At 58.5% G+C, this 18,373-nt stretch carries 24 protein-coding genes; 21 read left to right on the top strand and 3 right to left on the bottom strand.

Annotation, left to right across the window (positions count from 1 at the left end):
- The first annotated feature begins 38 nt into the window (after window positions 1–38).
- The gene (locus EXY20_RS33850; protein ID WP_135556856.1) at window positions 39–911 is read left to right on the top strand and encodes an ROK family protein; all 873 of its coding nucleotides are present in this window, start codon (window positions 39–41) and stop codon (window positions 909–911) included.
- Window positions 912–1,144: 233 nt separating this feature from the next.
- On the top strand, window positions 1,145–2,128 hold the full coding sequence (locus EXY20_RS33840; protein WP_135556855.1) for a diaminopimelate dehydrogenase: 984 nt from the start codon (window positions 1,145–1,147) through the stop codon (window positions 2,126–2,128).
- 31 nt (window positions 2,129–2,159) lie between these two features.
- Here EXY20_RS33840 and EXY20_RS33835 read toward each other — a convergent pair whose 3' ends face one another.
- Window positions 2,160–2,480 carry a type II toxin-antitoxin system RelE/ParE family toxin gene (locus tag EXY20_RS33835; protein WP_135556854.1) on the bottom strand — a complete coding sequence of 107 codons (321 nt, stop codon included), beginning with the start codon at window positions 2,478–2,480 and terminating at the stop codon, window positions 2,160–2,162.
- On the bottom strand, window positions 2,464–2,736 hold the full coding sequence (locus EXY20_RS33830) for a type II toxin-antitoxin system Phd/YefM family antitoxin (protein WP_135556853.1): 273 nt from the start codon (window positions 2,734–2,736) through the stop codon (window positions 2,464–2,466). The genes EXY20_RS33835 and EXY20_RS33830 overlap by 17 nt, the downstream gene beginning before the upstream one ends.
- Before the next feature lie 206 nt (window positions 2,737–2,942).
- Between EXY20_RS33830 and sigY the strand changes: the two genes are divergently transcribed.
- The 17 genes from sigY to EXY20_RS33745 all read left to right on the top strand — a co-directional run bounded on the left by sigY (window position 2,943) and on the right by EXY20_RS33745 (window position 16,486).
- Window positions 2,943–3,506 carry an RNA polymerase sigma factor SigY gene (sigY, locus tag EXY20_RS33825; RefSeq protein ID WP_135556852.1) on the top strand — a complete coding sequence of 188 codons (564 nt, stop codon included), beginning with the start codon at window positions 2,943–2,945 and terminating at the stop codon, window positions 3,504–3,506.
- Window positions 3,493–3,852 (top strand): DUF5345 family protein, encoded by a 360-nt coding sequence (locus tag EXY20_RS33820; protein ID WP_135556851.1) that lies wholly within the window; start codon window positions 3,493–3,495, stop codon window positions 3,850–3,852. The genes sigY and EXY20_RS33820 overlap by 14 nt, the downstream gene beginning before the upstream one ends.
- The gene (locus tag EXY20_RS33815) at window positions 3,849–4,067 is read left to right on the top strand and encodes a sigmaY antisigma factor component (protein ID WP_328592615.1); all 219 of its coding nucleotides are present in this window, start codon (window positions 3,849–3,851) and stop codon (window positions 4,065–4,067) included. Before EXY20_RS33820 ends, EXY20_RS33815 begins: the two co-directional genes overlap by 4 nt.
- A gap of 78 nt (window positions 4,068–4,145) precedes the next feature.
- Complete coding sequence (locus tag EXY20_RS33810; protein ID WP_235886332.1) at window positions 4,146–4,334, top strand: PLD nuclease N-terminal domain-containing protein; 189 nt, start codon at window positions 4,146–4,148, stop codon at window positions 4,332–4,334.
- On the top strand, window positions 4,334–5,242 hold the full coding sequence (locus tag EXY20_RS33805) for an ABC transporter ATP-binding protein (protein ID WP_135556849.1): 909 nt from the start codon (window positions 4,334–4,336) through the stop codon (window positions 5,240–5,242). The genes EXY20_RS33810 and EXY20_RS33805 overlap by 1 nt, the downstream gene beginning before the upstream one ends.
- Window positions 5,239–6,021: an ABC transporter permease gene (locus EXY20_RS33800; RefSeq protein WP_135556848.1), complete on the top strand. Its 783-nt coding sequence runs from the start codon at window positions 5,239–5,241 to the stop codon at window positions 6,019–6,021. The genes EXY20_RS33805 and EXY20_RS33800 overlap by 4 nt, the downstream gene beginning before the upstream one ends.
- A 206-nt stretch (window positions 6,022–6,227) precedes the next feature.
- Window positions 6,228–6,605: an ATPase gene (locus tag EXY20_RS33795; protein WP_135556847.1), complete on the top strand. Its 378-nt coding sequence runs from the start codon at window positions 6,228–6,230 to the stop codon at window positions 6,603–6,605.
- 154 nt (window positions 6,606–6,759) lie between these two features.
- Complete coding sequence (gene gatC / locus EXY20_RS33790; RefSeq protein WP_135556846.1) at window positions 6,760–7,047, top strand: Asp-tRNA(Asn)/Glu-tRNA(Gln) amidotransferase subunit GatC; 288 nt, start codon at window positions 6,760–6,762, stop codon at window positions 7,045–7,047.
- Between the two features lie 78 nt (window positions 7,048–7,125).
- A complete protein-coding gene (gene gatA, locus EXY20_RS33785; protein WP_135556845.1) occupies window positions 7,126–8,598 on the top strand; it encodes an Asp-tRNA(Asn)/Glu-tRNA(Gln) amidotransferase subunit GatA in 1,473 nt (490 codons plus the stop codon).
- The gene (gene gatB / locus EXY20_RS33780; protein ID WP_135556844.1) at window positions 8,595–10,043 is read left to right on the top strand and encodes an Asp-tRNA(Asn)/Glu-tRNA(Gln) amidotransferase subunit GatB; all 1,449 of its coding nucleotides are present in this window, start codon (window positions 8,595–8,597) and stop codon (window positions 10,041–10,043) included. The genes gatA and gatB overlap by 4 nt, the downstream gene beginning before the upstream one ends.
- A 215-nt stretch (window positions 10,044–10,258) precedes the next feature.
- Window positions 10,259–10,948 carry an MgtC/SapB family protein gene (locus tag EXY20_RS33775; RefSeq protein WP_235886327.1) on the top strand — a complete coding sequence of 230 codons (690 nt, stop codon included), beginning with the start codon at window positions 10,259–10,261 and terminating at the stop codon, window positions 10,946–10,948.
- A 133-nt stretch (window positions 10,949–11,081) separates the two neighbouring features.
- A complete protein-coding gene (locus tag EXY20_RS33770) occupies window positions 11,082–11,708 on the top strand; it encodes an RNA polymerase sigma factor (RefSeq protein WP_135556843.1) in 627 nt (208 codons plus the stop codon).
- Window positions 11,635–12,060 (top strand): anti-sigma factor, encoded by a 426-nt coding sequence (locus EXY20_RS33765; RefSeq protein ID WP_135556842.1) that lies wholly within the window; start codon window positions 11,635–11,637, stop codon window positions 12,058–12,060. Before EXY20_RS33770 ends, EXY20_RS33765 begins: the two co-directional genes overlap by 74 nt.
- Before the next feature lie 29 nt (window positions 12,061–12,089).
- On the top strand, window positions 12,090–12,728 hold the full coding sequence (locus tag EXY20_RS33760) for a hypothetical protein (protein ID WP_135556841.1): 639 nt from the start codon (window positions 12,090–12,092) through the stop codon (window positions 12,726–12,728).
- A 36-nt stretch (window positions 12,729–12,764) separates the two neighbouring features.
- Window positions 12,765–14,009, top strand: coding sequence for a DUF4097 family beta strand repeat-containing protein (locus tag EXY20_RS33755; RefSeq protein ID WP_135556840.1), 1,245 nt, complete (start codon window positions 12,765–12,767; stop codon window positions 14,007–14,009).
- Between the two features lie 139 nt (window positions 14,010–14,148).
- Window positions 14,149–14,583, top strand: a complete 435-nt coding sequence (locus EXY20_RS33750) for a Fur family transcriptional regulator (RefSeq protein WP_135556839.1) — start codon at window positions 14,149–14,151, stop codon at window positions 14,581–14,583.
- Window positions 14,584–14,725: 142 nt separating this feature from the next.
- Window positions 14,726–16,486 (top strand): glycosyl hydrolase family 18 protein, encoded by a 1,761-nt coding sequence (locus tag EXY20_RS33745; protein WP_135556838.1) that lies wholly within the window; start codon window positions 14,726–14,728, stop codon window positions 16,484–16,486.
- A gap of 71 nt (window positions 16,487–16,557) precedes the next feature.
- On the opposite strand, the gene EXY20_RS33740 is transcribed toward EXY20_RS33745, so the two are convergent.
- Window positions 16,558–16,941 carry a DUF2614 family zinc ribbon-containing protein gene (locus tag EXY20_RS33740; protein ID WP_135556837.1) on the bottom strand — a complete coding sequence of 128 codons (384 nt, stop codon included), beginning with the start codon at window positions 16,939–16,941 and terminating at the stop codon, window positions 16,558–16,560.
- A gap of 107 nt (window positions 16,942–17,048) precedes the next feature.
- Between EXY20_RS33740 and EXY20_RS33735 the strand changes: the two genes are divergently transcribed.
- Both EXY20_RS33735 and EXY20_RS39590 read left to right on the top strand, forming a co-directional pair.
- Window positions 17,049–17,918 carry a nucleotidyltransferase-like protein gene (locus EXY20_RS33735; protein WP_135556836.1) on the top strand — a complete coding sequence of 290 codons (870 nt, stop codon included), beginning with the start codon at window positions 17,049–17,051 and terminating at the stop codon, window positions 17,916–17,918.
- Window positions 17,919–18,132: 214 nt separating this feature from the next.
- On the top strand, window positions 18,133–18,373 hold a 241-nt coding region (locus EXY20_RS39590), incomplete at its 3' end, for a hypothetical protein (protein ID WP_207671376.1).

Genomic DNA, 18,373 nt, shown 5'->3' with positions numbered 1-18,373 from the left:
ATAGTAGAGATACGATTACGGACAGGAGAGACAGTTGCATGAGACTTGGAGCGATAGAAGCAGGCGGCACGAAAATGGTATGCGGCATCGGCGACGAAACCGGGCGCATCGAGGAGCGGGCGAGCTTCCCGACGACAACGCCGGAGGAAACGGTGGCGGCGATGCTCGGTTTTTTCCGCGGGAAGGCGATCGAGGCGCTTGGCATCGGCAGCTTCGGCCCGGTCGAGCTGAACCGGAACAGCCCGGCGTATGGATCGATCACGACAACGCCGAAGCTGGCGTGGGCGAATTTTAACCTGCTGCAGGCGATGCAGCGGGAGCTTGGCGTGCCGGTCGGCTTCGATACGGACGTCAACGCGGCGGCGCTTGGGGAAGCGACGTTCGGCGCGGCGGCCGGGCTCGACAGCTGCGTTTACATGACGATCGGCACCGGCATCGGCGCGGGTGTGGTCGCCGAAGGCAAGCTGCTGCACGGCTTGCTTCATCCCGAGATGGGGCACATCCTCGTGAAGCGCCATCCGGAGGATCGTTACGAAGGCAAGTGCCCGTACCATGCCGACTGTCTGGAAGGAATGGCGGCGGGACCGGCAATCGAGGCGCGCTGGGGGCGCAAAGGCGCGGAGCTGGCGGACGACGCGCGCGTCTGGGAGATGGAAGCCTACTATTTGGCGCAGGCGGTGGTCAATCTTGTGCTGATCTTGTCGCCCAAAAAAATCATTCTCGGCGGCGGGGTGATGCACCAGCGCCACATGTTCCCGCTCGTGCGGCAGATCACGCTGGACATGCTGAAAGGTTATGTGCAGCGCGACGAAATCACCGGCGGCATCGATTCCTACATCGTGCCGCCGGGACTCGGCGACAAAGCCGGCCTCGTCGGTTCGCTGCTGCTCGCCAAAGGCGCGGCATTGTAGCGCGATAAGCCGTCAAGGAGCAAGCAGAACCTCGCTCCTGCCAGGTTTGTGCCGGCAGGAGCTTTTTGGCGCGCTTTCGCTTGCCGTGCCGATGATCGTCCCGGCTCCCCATTCCTTCGCCAGTTGTACCGCAAAGGCGCCTTTCAACGCTTGGTTTACTTTTCGTCGCAAGTCTTTATACTTGATGAGAACGATGAAATCGCAACGATGATTCGAACTTGGAGGTTCTGACCGTGCAAAAAGCGATCAAGATTGGAATCGTAGGCTATGGGAACCTGGGCAAAGGGGTAGAAAAAGCAATCGCGCAAAACCCGGATATGGAACTGGAGGCCATTTTCACCCGCAGGCAGCCTGAGCAAATGATTGGCGCGCCCGGCGTCCGTTTCGAGCATATTTCCGCTGCAGAGCAGTACATAGGCATCATCGATGTGATGATTCTATGCGGCGGTTCGGCGACGGATCTTCCGGAGCAAACGCCGCGGATGGCTCGTATGTTCAATACCGTGGACAGCTACGATACGCATGCGAAAATTCCGGCCTTTTATGACGCGGTCAACGCCGCGGCGCAAGAAGGCGGCAAGCTCAGCATCATATCGACCGGTTGGGATCCCGGCCTGTTCTCGCTGAACCGCTTGCTGGCGGAAGCGATTCTTCCGGAAGGCCATAACTACACGTTCTGGGGCAAAGGCGTCAGCCAGGGTCATTCGGACGCGATCCGCCGCGTGCCGGGCGTCAAGGCAGGCGTTCAATATACGATTCCCGTGCAAGCGGCCATCGGCCGCATCCGTTCCGGCGAAACGCCGGAGCTTGATACGCGCGAGAAGCATGTGAGACAATGTTTCGTTGTTGCCGAAGAAGGCGCAAACAAAGACGACATTACTTCTGCTATCGTTACGATGCCCAACTATTTCTCCGACTACGATACGACCGTTACTTTCATCACGGAGGATGAGCTGCGCGCGAATCACAGCGGCATGCCGCACGGCGGCTTTGTGATCCGCAGCGGGGTGACGGGGGAAGGAACGAAACAAATCGTCGAATTCGGCCTGACGCTCGGAAGCAATCCCGAGTTTACTTCAAGCGTGCTTGTCGCATGCGCGAGAGCCGGCTACCGGATGAGCCGGGACGGCGTTAAAGGCGCCAAAACGATTTTCGACCTTCCGATCGGCTATCTTTCGCCGAAGTCGGCGGATCAACTTCGTCGCGAACTGCTTTAGTGCACGTGGAGCGGGTGCTATAATTCTCTAATCAAAAGTCAAACAACTCTCGAAGGTAATCTCTGCGTCCGTGCAAGATACGATATATGATCACCGTGTCATCAACGATTTGATAAAACACCAGATAGGGGTTCACCACAATAAATCGGTAACCTCGTTGTATCAGCGTATATTTCTCTTCCGATAATACGGAGCCCATATTCGGGAAGTTTGCCAAGCTTTTGATTTGTTGATCCAACTTTTCCAACAATCTTTCTGCAGCAACAACATTATCCTGGGATATGAACGAAAAGATTTCGTCCATATCGTCTACTGCCGCCGGGGAATAGCTGATTTTATTCTTTGGCGGCATTTATTTTCCTCCGCATCCTCGCGATTACTTGGTCGTGATCAAGCAGCTCCGCTCCTTCGGCAACCTGCTTTTCTGCAACCAACAGCTTAGTTTGGAGCTTCATGCGAGCCTCCATCCGTCGATAAGCTTCATGGCTCATAACGACCAAATCAGCTTCTCCGTTCCGGGTTAACACCACTGGCTCGTCAAGTTCATGGCAATATTTCGAAAACCCGTTATAGTCCTGGCGAATTGTAGTGGATGGTTTAATATTCATTCCTCTCAATCCTTTCTGAATGACATTATTCTGACTACATTATATCATTAAAATAAACAGCATTGCCATTCTCCGCTGTACCAACCGGCTGCGCTCCGAAGATGCAGTGGAAAGCGGCATGTACCGACATTTTTTTGCCGCCCATTGAACGAATCGGCTCGTCCAAGCGTACTATAGGCATCTTCGCCGGGAAAAGAGGTACCGCTATGCAAGGGCCGCACGAGGAACGGGACGATACGCAACTGATTGCTTTGGCGAAACGGGGAAATCGCGCGGCGCTGGCCCATTTGCTGCACCGGCATTACTCCTTTCTGTACAAATATTTGCTGAAGCTGACGATGAACCCGCATGCCGCCGAAGATTTGGCGCAAGATACGATGCTGAAAGCGATGGAGAAGATCGGCCTCTACCAGAACCAGGCGAAGTTTTCCTCGTGGCTGATGACGATTGCTACCCGGCTCTACATCGATGCGGGAAGGAAGAAGCGGCGGGAATCCAAATGGCAGGAGCAGGAACGGCGGCAGCAGCAGGCGCAGCGCGGGATGCGCTGGCAAGCGGCAAACGCCGGCGGCGACTGGCCGGTTGCGCTCGACGCGCTGGCGGCGCTGCCGGACGACACGCGGCTGCCGATCGTGCTGAAGCACTACTACGGCTACTCCTACGAGGAAATTGCCGTGATGATCGGGACGCCCGCCGGTACTGTCAAATCGCGCGTGCACTATGGCATCTCAAGCTTGCGAAAGGAGCTGACGAACGATGGGGAAACGTGACCGGGACAAAACGGTGCCGGCCGGAAACCAACCGGCACATGAACCGCGCGACGCCGACGTAACCGAAGCCGTGCAGGCGGCGCTCGAATGGCTGGATCGCGAGCAAGCCCCGACGCCTCCCGATCCGGCGATCACGCTTGCGCTGCTGGAGGAGCACGACCGCGTGCTCAGACGCAGGTTTCTCCGCGATCTGCTGCTGTTCGCGCTGCTGGCGGTTTGCGTGCTGGCCGCGATGTTCGGCTTGTACGCCGCAACGCCGGCGGCACTGCTTGCTTTGCAGGCTGCGGCGGTGACGCTGGCGCCGCTGCTAGTCGCCCGCCTGTACCGGAAGCGGGTGAAGGAATGAACCGCAGTGAGCCGAACGTGACGGACATGCCGATCTGGTTCTGGCTGCTGATCGCCGCCGTGCTGCTTTCGCAAAGCGCCTGGCTGTTCATTGACGCGCGCAAGCGCGAAAGCTATCCGTGGCTTTGGGGATTGTGGGGACTAATCCAGTTTCCGATGCCGCTCCTGGTGTATGCGGTCGTCGTGAGAAAAGCTTTTCGCCGCAGCCGAAAATGAAGCCGTATCCGGCCGTATGGCCGTCTGCATCTGTTGTCCATTACGAAAGGAGAACGTGCGATGAACGATTCGAATGGGTTGTCCGTTAATTGGGAGATCATTGCTCCCTTGATTGTTTTGCAATTGCTGCTGCTGGTGTTTGCGCTCGTCAGCTGCTTGCGCCAGGAGCGGACCAACGGCCCCAAATGGATGTGGGTGCTGCTGATCGTGTTCATCAGCCTGTTCGGCCCGATCGCCTATTTCGTCTTCGGCAGGAGGAACGGCTGATGACGCTGCTCGCGGTGCAAGGCTTGAGCAAACGCTACGGGACGGTAGAAGCGGTGCGCGGTCTGACGTTTGCGATCGGCGACGGGCGCTGCGTGTCGTTGCTTGGGCCGAACGGTGCGGGCAAAACCTCGACGCTGCGCATGCTCGCCGGGCTGCTGGTGCCGACAGCCGGCACGATTCGCTTCGCAGGCGAGCCGGTGACGGACATTCGCCCGTACATCGGCTATTTGCCGCAAATGCCCGCGTTTCACAACTGGATGACCGGCCTGGAATTTCTCGCTTATGTCGGCAAGCTGGCAGGGATGAACAAGCGGGACGTAAGCGGCCGTTCCCGGGAGCTGCTGGAGCAGGTCGGGCTGTCCCAGGCGGGCGCCCGCCGCATCGGCGGCTATTCGGGCGGGATGAAGCAGCGTCTCGGCATCGCCCAGGCAATGATCCACCGGCCGAAGCTGCTGCTGCTCGACGAGCCGGTGTCCGCGCTCGACCCGCTCGGCCGGCGCGAGGTGCTGGACATGCTGCGGCGGTTGAAAGGGGAGACGACGATGCTGTTTTCAACGCATGTGCTTCACGACGCCGAAGACGTATGCGATGACGTGCTGATTATGCGTCAAGGAGAAATCGCCGTGCGCGGCAGCCTGGACGAATTGCGCGAGCGCTATCGGCGGTCCGTCGTCACTGTGCATGCGGACGAGCCGCTCGCACGATGGGCGGAGGCGGTGAAGCGCGAGCTGCCGCTCGTGACGGCGGCGGAAGCGTCGGGCATGAGCGCCGAGATCGAAGTCGGCGATCTGGCGCAAGGGAGCAAAGCGCTGCTCGCCGACCTGGCGAAACGCGGCATCGGCGTGCGCAAATTCGAAGCCGGTTATTCGACGCTTGAGGAGCTGTTCCTGAAGGCGGTGGCGCCATGAGCCGCTGGATCGCGATATACGTGAAAGAAATGCTGGAGATGCGGCGCAATGCCAAGTGGCTGTGGGTGCCGCTCGTTTTTGTCGCGCTCGGCGTCATGCAGCCGATTACGGCTTACTACACGCCGGAGATCATCAAAAATATGGGCGGCCTGCCGGAAGGAGCGGTGTTCGAGCTGCCGATTCCGTCCCCGGAAGACGTAATGGTCAAAACGTTGTCCCAATTCGGCACGATCGGCCTGTTGGTGCTGGCGCTCGCTTTTATGGCGACGGTGTCGGGGGAGAGGCAGAGCGGCGTAGCGGCGCTCATCCTGGTCAAGCCGGTGCCGCATGCAACGTATATGACCGCCAAGTGGGCGGGCGTGCAGACGCTGCTTCTCGCAGCATTCGCTTGCGGTTACGGAGGCGCCTGGTATTACACGGGGGTGCTGTTCGGCCCGGTCGACGTTTCGGACGCGTTGACCGCTTTTGCCGCGTATGCGTTGTGGCTCGTCTTCGTGCTCACTTGGCCGTTCCTGCTGGGCACGCGGATTCGCAGTTCGGCCGGCATCGCTTTCGCCACGATCGCCATCGCGGGTTTGCTGAGCCTGGCGGGCAACCTGTTTCACCGCTACATGGCCTGGAGTCCGGCGGAGCTGCAGCGCCACGCTTCCTCCTGGATCGCCTCCGGTCATGCGACTGGCCGGCCCGCTTTCGCCGCGATCATCGCCGTAGTCGCGATAACGCTGATGCTTGCCGTCGGCTCCATCCTGCTGAAGCGGGGGGACGACGGCTCCGTCTGAGCACCCGTGCCGTACGCCTTGCGGCGAAAACTTGGCGCAGGTGCGCTTCGAATAGACACCGCGCGATTTTTTTAGTACGATAATAGCAATATCGGCGGATTGATAGAGCTTGTTCGTAGAGTTTCTGGGACAAGCGCCGGAAGCCGTCCCGATTGCAGCCGCGGTTCGCGCCGTGGTCGCGATGACAGGCATCAGGAGGGATCCCCATGTTGAAACTGGGACAACGGATTATCGTTACAGGCGACAGCTTCGAACAGAATTTGCCGATCGGCGATTACGGTTTTATCATCGCATACGATCGCAATGCCGACAACGCATTTGACTATGTGGTGCGCATGCCGAAGCTGAATAAACATTTCTACGTGCCGGCCGCCGACATCGAGCTCGAAGAGAGGCTGCTGGAGCAGGAAGCGGCGCGGATCGAACGGGAAGCGCTGATCGACTATGCATTGGCCACGCGCAACGAGCAGTTGTTCCGTTTCATTATGAACGGGGAGCAGGAGCCGGAAGCGCAGGAAACGAGCAAAGAAGTGCAGAGCCGGGAAGACTTCATCAAGCAGGTGAATTTGAAAGCGTGGATTTGACGCCATCATGCCATTCATGGCCGGGCTCCTGCGGGAACCCGGTTTTTTGCTTCAATGCGCGATTGAGTTCAAAATACAGGTAGGCTATAATAGATAGCATCATTTGGGCCCCTCGGGCCCATCACTATTGCGCAAGCGAGGCGGGGTAGCGACAATGAGCATTACGATCAAGGACGTCGAGCATGTGGCGGCGCTGGCCAGGCTCGAATTGACCGAACAGGAAAAGACGACTTACATGGACCAACTGAACGCCATTCTGAAATACGCCGAGCAACTGAACGGACTCGACACGGAGAACATCGAGCCGACCAGCCATGCCGTACCGGTGCTGAACGTCATGCGCGAGGACGAAACGCGCCCTTCGCTGCCGCTCGGGAAAGTGCTGCTGAATGCGCCGGACGAAGAGGACGGGCAGATCAAAGTGCCTGCAGTGCTGGAATAAAGCAACGAAACGTTTTGGGTTAATTGAATCCACCAACCAGTAAGGGCCCGCCAGGGCATCCAGTCAGGAGGAGCACCATTGTCGTTATTCGATCTCACCTTGCAGGATATTCACGGACGACTTGCCAGCCGCGAGCTTGCCGTAACCGATCTCGTCGACGCCGCCTACCGGCGTATCGGCGAAGTGGACGGCAAAGTACGGGCTTTTTTGTCGCTTAACGAAACGCAAGCGCGGGAGGAAGCCGTACGGCTCGACAGCCAACTGGCGGCAGGCGGCGAACGCGGTTTGCTGTTCGGCCTGCCTGCCGGCATTAAGGACAACATCGCCACGGAAGGGCTGCCGACCACATGTGCGAGCCAATTTCTCGCCAATTTCACTTCCGTTTATGACGCTACCGTCGTCAAGAAGCTGAAGAACGCGCAAGCGATCACCGTCGGCAAGCTGAACATGGACGAATTCGCCATGGGCGGCTCCAACGAAAACTCCGGCTTCCACCCGACCTACAATCCGTGGAACACGGATTACGTGCCGGGCGGCTCGAGCGGCGGTTCCGCCGCGGCTGTCGCGGCCGGCGAAGTGTACTTCGCGCTCGGCTCCGACACCGGCGGCTCGATCCGCCAGCCGGCCGCCTACTGCGGCATCGTTGGGCTCAAGCCGACTTACGGCCTCGTTTCGCGCTTCGGCCTCGTCGCTTTCGCGTCGTCGCTCGACCAGATCGGCCCGCTGACGCGAAGCGTCGAAGACGCGGCCTACGTGCTGCAGGCGATCGCCGGCCACGACCCGTACGACTCGACATCCGCGAACGTCGACATTCCCGACTACGTCAGCGCGCTGTCCGGCGACGTGCGCGGCTTGCGCATCGCCGTGCCGCAGGAATATATCGGCGCAGGCGTCGACCCGCGCGTTCGCGAATCCGTGCTGGCCGCGCTCAAGGTGCTGGAAGGCCTTGGCGCAACCTGGGAGGAAGTGTCGATGCCGCATACGGAGTACGCGGTGGCGACGTACTATTTGCTCGCTTCCTCGGAAGCGTCCTCCAACCTCGCGCGGTTCGACGGCGTGCGCTATGGCGTGCGGGCGGACAATCCGGACAACTTGATCGACCTGTACCGCAAGTCGCGCAGCCAGGGCTTCGGCGCGGAAGTGAAGCGCCGCATCATGCTCGGCACGTACGCGCTCAGCTCGGGTTATTACGACGCTTATTATTTGAAAGCGCAGAAAGTGCGCACTTTGATCAAGCGCGATTTCGAAGACGTATTCTCATCCTATGACGTCATTATCGGACCAACGGCGCCGACGCCGGCATTCAAGATCGGCTCGCAGGTCGACGATCCGCTGACGATGTATTTGAACGATATCTTGACGATTCCGCTCAACCTTGCCGGCCTTCCCGGCATCAGCGTCCCGTGCGGTCTCGTGGACGGCCTGCCCGTCGGGCTGCAGATCATCGGCAAGCCGCTGGACGAAAGCACCGTGCTGCGCGTCGCTCACGCGTTCGAGCAGCAAACGGAGCATCACAAGCAACGTCCGCAGCTGGAAGGAGCGAACGCATGACCGCGAGCACAACAGGCAAACGTTACGAAACCGTCATCGGCCTCGAAGTTCACGTCGAGCTGCACACGAAGTCAAAAATTTTTTGCGGCTGCGCCACTTCTTTCGGCGCGCCGCCGAATACGAATACGTGCCCGATCTGCCTGGGCCATCCGGGCGTGCTGCCGGTGGTGAACCGCCAGGCCGTCGAATACGCGATGAAAGCGGCGATGGCGCTCAATTGCACCGTTGCGACGGAAAGCAAATTCGACCGCAAAAACTACTTTTACCCCGACTCGCCCAAAGCGTACCAAATTTCGCAATTCGACCAGCCGATCGGCGAGTATGGCTGGATCGACATCGAAGTAAACGGCGAAACGAAACGGATCGGCATCACCCGGCTCCACCTGGAAGAAGACGCGGGCAAGCTGACGCACGTTGACGGCGGCTACGCGTCGCTGGTCGACTTCAACCGCGTCGGTACGCCGCTGCTCGAAATCGTTTCCGAACCGGACTTGCGTTCGCCGGAGGAGGCGCGCGCTTACCTGGAGAAGCTGCGGGCGATCATGCTCTATTGCGACGTCTCCGACGTCAAGATGGAGGAAGGCTCGATGCGCTGCGACGCCAACGTCAGCATCCGCCCGTGGGGGCAGGAGAAGTTCGGCACGCGGGCCGAACTGAAGAACATGAACTCGTTCCGCGGCGTGCAGCGCGGGCTCGAATACGAAGAGATTCGCCAGGCCGAAGTTTTGGACGGCGGCGGCAAGGTCGTGCAGGAAACGCGTCGCTGGGACGAAGCCCAGGGCCGCACATTCTCCATGCGCAGCAAGGAGGAAGCGCACGACTACCGCTACTTCCCCGACCCGGACCTCGTGCGCATGCACATCGACGACGAGTGGAAGGCACGCGTCCGTGCGACCATCCCCGAGCTGCCGGATTCGCGCATCGCGCGCTATCAGCGCGATTACGGCCTGACGGCCTACGATGCGGGCATCCTCACGTCGACGATGGCGATGGCCAACTTTTTCGAGGAGAGCTTGCGGTTTACGAAGGACGCCAAGACGGCCGCCAACTGGATCATGGGCGATTTGCTCGGCTACCTGAACGCAAACGGGCTCGAACTGGCCGACGTGCGCATCACCGGGCAAGGCTTGGGCGAAATGATCGGCCTGCTCGAGAAAGGCACCATCAGCGGCAAAATCGCCAAAACCGTGTTCAAGGCGATGCTAGAAAGCGGCAAACCGCCACAACAAATCGTCGAAGAGCAAGGACTTGTGCAGATCAGCGACGAAGGGGCGATTGCCGCCATCGTGGAGCAAATCATCGCGAACAATCCGCAGTCGGTAGCCGACTACAAGGCCGGCAAAGAGAAGGCGGTCGGCTTCCTCGTCGGCCAGGCGATGAAAGAAACGAAAGGGAAAGCAAACCCGGGTCTGCTGAATAAACTGATCCTGGAGCAATTGAATTGAGAGTTCAAAAAGTCGGCTTTTCAGCACCGAGAAGGTTGCGAGAACCCGAAGAAGGAGTAGCGGAGTTTAGGCAAAACCTAAATGAGCAACGGACTTCGAGGGTGAACGCAAGATTCGATGCCGAATACGCTTCCCGATTATGCTTCGTGATCAAAGTCGATTTTTTGAACAACCTCTTGAACCGATAATGTTTCGCCTGGGGGGGGAGACTACGGTTGGATCCGTGGCACATTGATTGGATTCATATGACCGCGCGGCTGATGCTTGCGCTTGTTCTTGGCGGTTTGATCGGCTTCGAGCGGGAACGCGCGAACCACGCCGCCGGCTTTCGGACGAACATATTGGTGTGCCTCGGTTCGGCGCTGATTATGCTGCTGTCGATTTACGGCTTTGCAGCGTTCGCCAACAGCGATATTGCGCGGATGGACCCGGCGAGGCTCGCGGCGCAGGTGCTGCCGGGCATCGGTTTCATCGGGGCGGGTACGATCATGCGCGACGGGCTGACGGTCAAGGGGCTGACGACGGCAGCCAGCCTGCTCGTTGTCGCCGGCATCGGCCTGGCGGTAGGCGCCGGATTTTATTTTGCGGCCATCCTGACAACGCTGCTCGTCATCGTCAGCTTGTGGTTCCTGAATACCGTCGAGAAACGATTCTTCAAAGACAAACGCATCTATATGATGCGCGTCGTGATGCGCAGCCGGGAACAAGCGGTTTCCAGCCTGTCGGCGATCATGGAGAAGCACGGCGTCGAAATTCGCAAATTTTCGCTGGAAGAAGAGGAATTCGTCGATTTCGGCAAGCTGCAGGTGACGTTTTCGCTGCGTTTTTCGAAGCGGGCTGCGATCGTGGCCATTGTGGAGGAAGTGCGGTCGCTCGGCGGCGTTGCCGAAGTAAAAGTGGAATAACCGGGAGTCCGGAACGCGGCCATCGTTGCCGGCGGTTTCCGGGCTCTTTTTTTTACGAAAAGTGAAGGGTTCGAGTTGAAATCGACGTCTAAAGGAATAGAGCCTGGCAAGCGAAGCGAAAGGAGGCATCGGGATGGAGCTTGCTCCGGATGAGGAGCTTGTCGCTCGGGTCCGCCAAGGCGATCCCGACGCCTTCCGGCAGCTGGTCGAGAAGCACCAGACGTTCGTGTACGGCATCGCGCAGCAAGTCGTGCAGCGGCGCGAGACGGCCGAGGACATCGCCCAGGAAGTGTTTCTCCGCCTGTACCGGACGATTGCCGGTTATCGCGGCGAAGCGCGGTTTACGACGTGGCTGTACCGGATCGCCGCCAATACCGCGGCCGACTACATGCGCCGGCAGCGGCGCAGGCCGGGAACCGTCCTGCTGGACCGGGTCAAGGAATGGCTGGGCGATCGCCGCGAGGAACCGGAAGCCGCCGTCCTGCGCAAGGAGCGGCAAGTATCCGTCCAGGAGCTGCTGGCCCGGCTGCCGGAGAAATATCGGCTGGTGCTTTATTTGTATCATTACCGGCAACTGTCGTACGAAGAAATCGGTGCCATTTGCGGCTTGCCGGTGAAGACGGTGGAAACTCGCCTGTACCGCGGCAGATCGATGCTGAAGACGAAGTGGCAGGAGGTGCACGGAGATGAAACGCCAACACCCGAAAGCGCGGGAGCTGGACCGTTATTTGTTCCAGGATCCGGCGATCGCGGCCGATGAGGCGATACGGCTGCATGTTGCCGGCTGCGAGGCTTGCCGACAGGAGCTGGAGCGGCGGCGCAGCCTGGTGGCCGCGCTGGAGTCGATGCCGGAGGAGCGTCCTTCGGCCGGCTTCGCGGAACGCGTGCTGCAGGCCGCGTACGGGAGCGCGCCGGGCGAAGCGGGAGCGGCCAAGCCGCCGCGGCGGCTGATTTCGCCGGAATTTGTCAACATGGGGATCGCGCTCGCCGTCACCTACTTGTTCGTCCACTTTGCCCTGTTTCGCGGCATCGCCGTCCTTGGCGCCGCGATGTCGGGCGACGGAGCGGACCGTCTGCTCGAGCTGCTGCGGGAATCGCTGCGCGCTTTGTAAATTTCGAATCGAATAAGGAGGTCATTTCGTTGGAGCCCATACAATCGCAACCGCAATCGCATGATTCGCAGCCGGCATCGCGCCCGGCCGATCCGTTTCTGGAAGAACGCATCCGCAGTTACCCGTCGGCGCCGATGCAGGCGCATGCGCCTGCAGCAGGCGTGCCGCCGTACGCGCCGCGCATGCGCAAGAGCAAGTTCGTCACCGGCTTGCTGAGTTTGTTCATGCCGGGAACCGGCCATTTCTACCTCGGTCTGATGCCCAAAGGGCTGTTTATGATGATGCTGTTTTTCGTCAATATCGCGGCGATTCCTTACTTCGCCATCAATGCGGAGGGCGACAACACGATGCCGATCATCGTGCTGATCAGCTTGCTGCTTCCGGTCATTTATTTCTACAGCCTGTTCGATGCGCTGCAATCGGCGGACGCGATCAACGCCAGCTTGTGGCAAGCGCAGCAAACCGGCCAGCCGTGGCAAATGCCGGTGCAGCCGATCAACGGCAACCATTTCGGCTTGTTCCTGATCGGCTTCGGACTTGTCGTGTTTCTGTTCACTACGAAGCCGGTGTGGGTCATCGGTTTGTTTACGCACGGCGGGGCTTATGTCGGCGCGATTCTGCTGATTGCCGCAGGCGTCGTCATGTTCTGGCTGGACCGGCGCAAATAATTCGGAAAGCCGCGGATAGAAGAAAGAGGGACAACCATGATCAAGGTGGGAAAATATACGGCCGCGCTGATTTTGGTAGCGATGGGCGGCTTGCTGTTGTACGACCAGGTGACGGGCGGCGACTATTTGCATCATTTGGCCTCATGGTGGCCGCTCGTACTCATTTCGCTCGGCGTCGAATATTTGTTGGTAACGGCGCTGAAGCGCAACGACGAGCGGCAGGTCCGGCTTGATTTGGGCGGCGTATTTATTGCGGTCATCATTTCGGCTGTCGTCGTCGTCAGCACGCAGTCGGGCGGTTTATCGCTCAGCGCGCTTCATCTGGACGGGCTGCCGTTTCTGAACGGCGGAGAGAGAGGGCACAAGTTCGAGCGCGAGGCGGCAGCCGTACCGGTCGAAACCGGCGCGGGCCGCATCTCGCTGCAAAATTTGAGCGGCGACTTGACCGTCCGCCAAGCCGACGTCGACACGATTATGATCGGCGCCACCGTCTGGGTCAATACGAAGAGCCAGGACAACGCGGCCAAGGTGGCGGACAGCGTCCGATTCGATACAGCCTTCTCCGGCGGCGAAATGACGATAACGGCCGTTGCGGACGAATATGCCAACCGGTTCGGCATCCGCCAGAAGCCGACGCTCCATCTGTACGTGACACTGCCTGCCAAGCTTGACGCGGAAGTCGGCTTGGCGACCCGCAACGGCGCCGTCGACGCCGAAGACATCAAGGGCGTGAAGCTGATGGGGCTGCATACGACGAACGGTGCGATCGAAGCGCAGCGCATCGAGGGCAGCCTGCAGCTCGAGTCCAGCAACGGGCGGATCGAAGCGAGCGACATCGGCGGCGGGGTTCAGGCGAAGACGAGCAACGGCAAAATCGTGCTGTACACGATCGGAGGCGACACGACGCTGCGCACGACGAACGGCTCGATTGAGGCGAACGACATCGCCGGCAATCTCGACATCGATACGTCGAACGGCAAGGTTACCGTTCAGCAGGCGGCCAAAGCCGTCGTCGCCGATACGTCGAACGGCCGCATCGAAGCGGTAAGCCGCACGGTTGGCGGCAACTGGGATTTGTCCACGAGCAACGGCTCGATTGCGGTCGGGTTGCCGGAGCATGGCGATTATACGGTGAAGGGGCAGACGTCCTCGGGCGGCGTCGATACCGAGCTGCCGCTGCGCATGCAGAAATCGAGCATCGAAGGCACGATCGGCGCCGGCACCTACGAAATCAAATTGCATACCACCAACAGCTCGATTGAAGTGAACAAGGCGAATTGACGCCTTTTGGATGCACAGTGCGGCGGCCCGGGCCAAATCGGGCCTGTCGCCGTTGACAAATCGAACGACACGCACTTACAATGGGGGTAGTCAAGAGGAAATCAGGCAGAAGTCAGAGTCATTGGCGGTGAATGCAGTCGTGGAAGCAAGATTGGAACAGGCGCTGGATAAGTTGAAACGGAACGGGATACGCATGACGCCGCAGCGTTTTGCCATTTTGTCCTATTTGCAAGGGACGAAATCCCACCCCACCGCCGACGATATTTATCGCGCGCTGGAGAACCGGTTTTCAAGTATGAGCGTGGCGACGGTGTACAACAATTTGAAGGTGTTTATCGACGCCGGTCTGGTGCGCGAGCTGACATACGGCGACCAGTGCAGCCATTTTGACGCCGATATGTCGACCCACTATCACGCCCGTTGCGAGCGCTGCGGCAAGATCGAAGACTTTTCCTACCCGCCGCTGTTCCATATCGAATCGGCCGCCGAGAACGAAACCGGCTTCGCCGTCACCAGTCATCGGCTCGAAGTGTATGGCACGTGCCGATCGTGTCGCGCTATTTCCCAACACTAACCGGAATAGTGGAACATTTGATAGAATAGAATCGTATAAAAGGCGTGTTGAACATTGGGTGACACCGAGCGTTTGACGCGCCTTTCGTTTGTTTGGCGCCGTGTTGCGCCGAGAAATCATTTGGGAGTTTTAGGAGTGTACCATGAGAACCGACTACCAGACTGCTTTGGCCCGCCCGCCGCGCAGGCGGAGACCCGTTGTTGCCGTTGCCCTGTTTCTGCTGGTTGTGGCGCTGCTGCTTGCGCTCGCTGCTGGTATCGGCTGGTATTGGCGCGAATATTGGCCGAATAGCGAACATGCCGTGCAAGACCCGTCCTCATTGAAACAAGCGATCTATTACCAAGGCGAGAGAAAAGATTTGCCGGCCTCCGGATCGGCGGAAGCGATCAAACTGCCGTTGCCGTTGATCAAGGAACTGATCGATCCGGCGATCGCCTATGACGAAGCGAGCCGCTCGGTCATCGTGACGACGCAGGATAAAGTAATTCGTCTTCCGTCGAACCAGTTGTCCGCTACGGTGAACGAAAAGCCGTTTGCGCTTCGTTTCCCGGTGGAGAAGATTGGAGATACGGTTTATGTGCCGATTGAGCCGCTGCGCGATACGTACCGCGTCGACATCCGCGAGTCGGCCGAGACGGGAGCGGTGCTGCTCGCCCGCGAAGGCGATGCGATTCCGTGGGGCGTTGTGAAAGCGGACAAGCAGCACCCGCAGCGCAAGGCCGCCATGCGTACGGAGCCGTCGATCAAGGCGACGATCGCCGCCGACTTGCCGCAGGGCGAGAAGGTCATGATCTGGGAAGATACCGGTGCCTGGTATCGCATCCAGCGCACGAACGGTTTGATGGGTTATGCCAAAAAAACGGACGTGGCGCTCGATCAGATCGAAACGATCCCGAAGCAGGAGACGAAGCCGGCCTTTGTGCCGTGGAAGCCGCTCGGGGGCAAAATCAACCTGACCTGGCAGCAGGTCGTCACGAAAAATCCGGACACCAAACAAATTCCGGCCATGCCCGGACTCAATGTCATCAGCCCGCAATGGTTCCATTTGGCGGACGGAGACGGCAACCTGAAAAATTTGGCCGACGCCTCGTTCGTCAAATGGGCGCACGAGCAAGGCTATCAGTTATGGGCGCTGTTCAGCAACGGCTTCGATCCGAAAATCACAACCGACGCGTTGTCCAGCTACGACAAACGTATGAAAATGATCAAGCAGCTCGTCAGCTACGTGCAGATGTACCAGTTGCAAGGCATCAACATCGATTTCGAGAACGTGTACCTGAAGGATAAAACGAATGTCGTGCAGTTCGTGCGAGAACTGACACCGTTCCTGCATGAGGCGGGCGTTGTCGTATCGATCGACGTCACCGTGCGCGATGGTTCGGAAGTGTATTCCTTGTTCCTCGATCGCCGTGCGCTTGGCGAAGTCGTCGATTACATGATTGTCATGACGTACGACGAGCACTGGTCGACCAGCCCGACGGCCGGTTCGGTCGCATCGCTGCCTTGGGTCGAGAAGGGCATCACCGCAATTATGGAAAAAGACGACGTCCCCGCCTCCAAGCTGGTGCTCGGCGTTCCGTACTACACTCGCATCTGGACGGAGCAGACGAAGGACGGGAAGACGTCGGTCACCTCCAAGGCGGTTGGCATGGAGGCCGTGCAGAATCTGCTGAAGGAGAAAAAACTGACGCCTGTTTTCGACGCCGCGACCGGTCAGAACTATGTGGAGTACAAGGAAGGCGACAAAACGATGAAGATCTGGATCGAGGACGCCGTTTCGATGAAAAGTCGGACGGAACTGGTCAAGAAGCTTCGTTTGGCCGGCATCGCTTCCTGGAGTCGCACCTTCGAAACGCCGGATATTTGGACGCTCATCAAGGACACGCTGGAGAAGCTGCCTTAATAACGGAACCATCAACAACAAAGGCACTCCGGGATCGTATTGGATCCGGGAGTGCCTTTTCATTGAGGCCGTCAGACGCCGGTCGAGTTGTTTTCCTGTCCGTGTGCGTGTGTGTCCGATGCCGATGCGTTCGCCAGTTTCGGATCGAATGTCAGAATCGTTTTGCAGAACATGCAGCGGTCCGTTTTGCCGAGCACCTTGGTCATCCGGCCGCATTCCGGACATTCGAGCGACACCGCGCTTGTCGACAGCATGCCTGCCCAGAAGTAGATCGCCATGCTGGCCATGACGCTAATCAGCCCAAGAATGAGGCAGATGGCGGCGATCACTTTGCCGACGGATCCCCAATCGAAGACGATGCCGGCCATGCCAAGCACCATCAGCAGCAGGCCGAACATGGTAAGCAGCAGCCCCCACAGGCGAAACTCATTGACTTTGCTCGATTTCAAAAGCATGATTTTCCCTACTTTCCCTTGCATATTCTTCAGAAGCGGCAGGAAACGAAAACGCCGGCGTCGAACACTATAGTTGCAAACTTAAGCCGAATTACTCGGAGGCGGCGATGAAACTTTTGCTGGACGAGCTGGCGGGCAGATGGCGAAACGACGAACGGGTGCAATCCGCTGTCGTCTACCGCGACGGGACGTCATTTGTTCCGATCGATGACGGTTTTGACATGGTGGTTCTGGTCGTGACGCAAGGCGATTGCCCGGCCCCGAACCTATTTCATTATATAAAAGAAGGTAGTCGTATACAAGAAAGATGGGTGGACCGCTTGGCGCTCGAAGGTTGGATTGCCGGCGGTGAGAACCGAAGCGTGATCCAATGGATACTGCGAGGCGATATTATGGTGGACAAGACGATGTTTCTGGAGGATTTGCGGCATCGGCTGCTGGAATTTCCCTCCGAGCTGAGGGAACGGTTGCTTCTGCTGGAGTTTTCCTCGTTCCTGTGCAGTTATACGGAAGCGAAGCTGTGCCTGCAGGAAGATCAGCTGCTGGACGGCTACAACAGCATCTTGAAGGCCCTTCATCATTGGGCGCGCATCGTCATTATCGAACAGGGCGTGCAGCCGGAAATTACGGTGTGGCGGCAGGTGCGGCAGCATAATGTCGGCGTGTACAAGCTGTACGAAGAACTGACGATGAGCGGCGAAACGCTCAAACAGCGCATCGAGCTCGTCCTGCTCGCCGCGGAGTTTTCCGTCATGTCCAAAATGAGCGTATGCTGCGCCCCGTTGCTCCGCATTATCGGCGGTCGCGAGCAGTCGTGGGGAGTCGACGAATTAAGCGCTCATCCCGATTTGGAAGGAGTACAGGGGAGAACTCCCTTGCTTTTGAACAAATTGGTCAAAAAGGGGCTGCTGCGCGAAGAGACGATTTTGGCGGACGGGCAGATGTGCGACCTGGAAATCCGTTATGCGGCCTGTTGATCCTGATGTCCTATTTCGATGAGTAAAGGAATCTGGTCTGGGGACAATAAGGCTACAACGAAGCACATGGATTGGCAGCAAAAAAACATCGTTTTTTATCTTGACTTCGGTTCCGGGTCTGTGATACATTAGTACTCGCCGCTTGGAAGGCTTGTCCGGAAGCGCGGCGGACGAAAGAAGAAGAAAAAAATAAAGCTTGCAATCGTGATCGGCGATGTGGTATGATATAAAAGTCGCCGTTAAACGAAAGCCCACCGGCAAGACGCTTCGCGACAAGATGGCAACATCACGACAATGTCTTGCGCGGCTTGACTTTTCGGGCGACACCAAGCTTTATCATTGCCCTTTGAAAACTGAACAACGAGTGAGCAAGCAACAACGATCTTCGGATCGTAAGCTAGTGTTTGAAGAGCAAGTTCGAACTACCTTTATGGAGAGTTTGATCCTGGCTCAGG

This window comes from Paenibacillus cymbidii, from assembly GCF_004764705.1.
GTDB classification, from domain to species: Bacteria; Bacillota; Bacilli; order Paenibacillales; family NBRC-103111; genus Paenibacillus_AN; species Paenibacillus_AN cymbidii.
The sequence above is the reverse complement of the archived record's forward strand: the minus strand, read 5'-3'. Positions and strand labels throughout refer to the sequence as shown.